The organism is Bacteroidia bacterium (genome assembly GCA_026932145.1).
Lineage (GTDB): Bacteria > Bacteroidota > Bacteroidia > J057 > JAIXKT01 > JAIXKT01.
In genome coordinates this window covers 1,416-5,018 of sequence record JAIXKT010000043.1, presented here as the reverse complement: position 1 = coordinate 5,018, position 3,603 = coordinate 1,416, and the positions used below count along the sequence as shown (strand labels likewise).

Annotated in this window: 3 protein-coding genes, 2 tRNA genes and 1 pseudogene; 1 reads left to right on the top strand and 5 read right to left on the bottom strand. The window is 39.9% G+C overall.

The features are described from left to right. Window positions 1-141: 141 nt before the first annotated feature. From LC115_09505 to LC115_09485, 5 genes are all read right to left on the bottom strand, one after another. Window positions 142-218, bottom strand: a tRNA-Pro gene (locus LC115_09505). 12 nt (window positions 219-230) lie between these two features. Further along, a tRNA-Pro gene (locus LC115_09500) sits at window positions 231-304 on the bottom strand. A 22-nt stretch (window positions 305-326) separates the two neighbouring features. Beyond that, the gene (locus tag LC115_09495; protein MCZ2356899.1) at window positions 327-668 is read right to left on the bottom strand and encodes a MerR family transcriptional regulator; all 342 of its coding nucleotides are present in this window, start codon (window positions 666-668) and stop codon (window positions 327-329) included. A gap of 8 nt (window positions 669-676) precedes the next feature. After that, the gene (locus tag LC115_09490; protein MCZ2356898.1) at window positions 677-1,555 is read right to left on the bottom strand and encodes a flavin reductase family protein; all 879 of its coding nucleotides are present in this window, start codon (window positions 1,553-1,555) and stop codon (window positions 677-679) included. 42 nt (window positions 1,556-1,597) lie between these two features. Next, window positions 1,598-2,788: an acyl-CoA dehydrogenase family protein gene (locus LC115_09485; GenBank protein MCZ2356897.1), complete on the bottom strand. Its 1,191-nt coding sequence runs from the start codon at window positions 2,786-2,788 to the stop codon at window positions 1,598-1,600. A 276-nt stretch (window positions 2,789-3,064) separates the two neighbouring features. On the opposite strand from LC115_09485, the pseudogene LC115_09480 reads away from it, so the two are divergent. Continuing rightward, window positions 3,065-3,603, top strand: a pseudogene (locus LC115_09480) (helix-turn-helix domain-containing protein).

The following is a 3,603-nucleotide window of genomic DNA, read 5'->3' as shown; positions in this document are numbered from 1 at the left end:
AAATATATGAATATAGATACATTTTGGTCTAATTAAAATATCATTATCGTATTAGCATAGTATTTTTGTTTTTGCAGAAAAAATCATAAAAGAAAAAAGCCTCAAAACACAGACAGTTATTTTATGTGTTTTGAGGCTTTTTGGTCGGAGTGGCGGGATTTGAACCCACGACCTCTTGCACCCCAAGCAAGTGCGCTACCAGGCTGCGCTACACCCCGATTTTTCGCGTGTCGGAGTGGCAGGATTTGAACCTGCGACCCCTTCGTCCCGAACGAAGTGCGCTACCAAGCTGCGCTACACCCCGAAAAACCAAAAGAAGTGCAAAGCTACAACTTATTCCGAATCTCTAATAAACTACCTCTGATTTTTTCTAACTTTTCCCGCAAAAGTAAGGTTCTGTTTATCTCCAAAATCCCGGTAGCTAACTTATCCCGAGCACCCGATAACGTATATTTTTTCTGCCTGACTAAGTAGTGAATTATTTTTACGTACTCAATATCTTTGTGGCTATACATACGGTTTCCGTGACTTCCTTTTCGGGGTCTGAGTTCTGTAAATTCTTTCTCCCAAAAGCGTAAAACCGTAGGGCTTTCTGAAAACATTTCAGCTACTTCGGCAATACTATAGTATTGTTTTTCAATTACTTCATGAAAAGGATTTTCAGACATAGAAAAAATTAAGTGTAGGGTTCCAAAAACAACAGAGCTTTTATGGCAAGTGAAGGCTGATTTTTCTGTAAAAAATGTTTAGCCATATTAAAGTTGGTTTCCAAGTCAGGTTTTAGAGCATATTGCTGTGCAAATAATTCACATTCTTGACGGGTAGGTAAAGATGGTAATCCGCCCAGTTTTGCTAATTCATTGCCGGTCAGTAAATGGCTTTTTTTGATGAAATCTGGTAAAGCATCAATACCGATACCCGGTTTTTCACCCGGTTTAGCCAATTCAAAAATGGATTGGCCGGATGCACGGCAGTAAAAATTACCGCCCATTCTGGCTACTAAATCTAACTGATTGGGATCTAAAACGCCATCTGTAAATGAACGTTCTGCTATGTGAATCCATACAGGCTCACATAGAATGAGCTGTCCCGAAGAGCCAACAGAACCTAAGGAAATCACCTGCTTTACAAGACATTCTATTTGCACCGGCGACTCTAACACACGAGGAGGCTTCACTTTCATGGAAGGTATTGGCGTTAAACCTGCTTTTTCAAACTCATTAATATCCTTAGGATATTCGGTACTGGCCAAATTACATTGCTCTACGATTTCAAAACTTACGGTGTTGATAACGACTTCAAAAGTTTCTAAAATATTGGTTACGGTGTCTTTATTTTTTCCGGTACGTCCACTACGGTTTGGAGCAAAAATCAATAGGGGCGGATTTATGCTGAATGTATTAAAAAAACTGAAAGGAGCTAAATTAACATTTCCGTCTTTATCTACCGTAGAAGCAAACGCTATTGGGCGCGGAGAAACCGAATGCAATAGAATCCGGTGTAAGTCCGGTGCGCGTAAATCTGCTACATTAAAACTATTGAATGACTCTGCCAAGGTACTTCAAAATTATAGCTAAACAGTGAAAGTCTATGGAAATCAACGGAATGCGCTTACTTTGGTAATATCATGACCCGTAATAAGTAGGTGAATATCGTGTGTACCTTCATAGGTAATAACGGATTCGAGGTTAGCCATGTGGCGCATGATTGAATAGTCAGACACAATTCCCATTCCGCCTAAAATTTGGCGGGCTTCTCTGGCTATATTGATGGCGATTTCTACGTTATTTCGTTTTGCCATAGATATTTGGGCTGAGGTTGCGTTTCCGCTATTTCGTAGTTGCCCTAAACGAAATGCCAATAGTTGTGCTTTGGTGATTTCGGTTATCATTTCTGCCAATTTTTTTTGGGTTAATTGAAAGGCAGCTATTGGTTTATCAAACTGGATACGTTGTAAGCTATATTGCAATGCGGTATCGTAGCAGTCCATAGCAGCGCCGATTGCTCCCCAAGCTATTCCGTAGCGGGCGGAATCTAAGCAGCCTAACGGCCCTTTGAGGCCTTCTGCGTTAGGCAGTAAATTTTCCTTAGGCACTTTTACGTTGTCAAAGACAAGCTCACCGGTATCTGATGTTCTTAAAGACCATTTATTTTCAATTTTGGGGGTTGAAAATCCCTCCATACCTCTTTCAAGGATAAGACCTTTGATTTTTCCTTGTTCATTTTTTGCCCAGACTACGGCTATATCTGCAAAAGGTGCATTGGAAATCCACATTTTACTGCCGTTAAGTAGGTAGTAGCTTCCTTTATCTACGATGTTGGAGCGCATTCCGGCGGGGTTTGAGCCGAAATCCGGCTCTGTAAGGCCAAAGCAGCCCATAAACTCACCGGTAGCAAGTTTTGGAAGATACTTTTTGCGTTGCTCTTCTGACCCGTATTGATAAATTGGGTACATTACCAAAGAGCTTTGTACCGATGCCATAGACCGAAGGCCGGAATCGCAACGCTCTACTTCCTGCATAATTAACCCATAAGTGATGTAGTCTAATCCGGGACCACCATATTCCTGCGGAATAAAGGGACCAAAAATGCTATTTTTCCCAAATTCCGGAATTAACTCAACGGGGCAACGGCAATTTTGGGCGCAATCTTCAATTATAGGAACACAAGTAGCTTCTACCCAAGCACGTACAGAATCACGTATTAGCTTCTGCTCGTCCGTAAGCCATTCATCTAACAAATAATAATCTGGAGCCGTAAACGCTCTAACCTTAGCTTTGGTACTCATCTTTAAAATATAACCGCAAAGGTACGCCAAAATTAGGTGTTATGCGCAAACTTCTCATTGTAAAAACAAATGAGTTTTTTAGAGAGAAGCCTATCGTTGGCAAAAATGGCTACATTTTATAGCAACAATAAGTGGGGGATAATAAAATTTTATCGGATAATGATGTTTGAAAATTAAGATTTAGTTTGGGAAGAATAACGTTGCTTTTTAAGCGGTTACTTAGTGTTAGGTTAGATATGTTATGACGCATATATTTCGTATCTTTACAAAAAAACAATGATACGATACACGATTAAATTGACAAAGGAAGAAGTAGAGGAACTTCAGGCAATCATTAATAAAGGAAGCCATACTTCACAAACATTCCGTACTGCTTATATTCTGTTAAACTGCGATGAAGGCGAATATTCTGACAAAGTAACCAATGAACAGATTAGTAAAGTACTGAAAGTAGGGATGCGAACCATAGACAGAGTTAAGAAAAAATTTATTGAAGAGGGTTTCGAGCAAGTGCTGGAACGCAGACAGACAAGCCGAAAATATGAAATAAAGATAGACGGCGAGGTGGAAGCTAAATTGGTTGCACTATGCTGTAGCGAGCCACCCAAAGGATTTGCAAAATGGTCTTTGCGATTGTTAGCAGATAAGATGGTAGAGCTGAATTACGTGGACAGCATATCTTATGTTTCGGTTGGGAATGTTTTAAAAAAAATGAACTTAAGCCTTGGAAAGTAAAAGGTTGGGTAATTCCACCGGAAAAAAGTAGTGAGTTTGTAGCACATATGGAAAATGTATTGGATGTTTATAAAAGACCT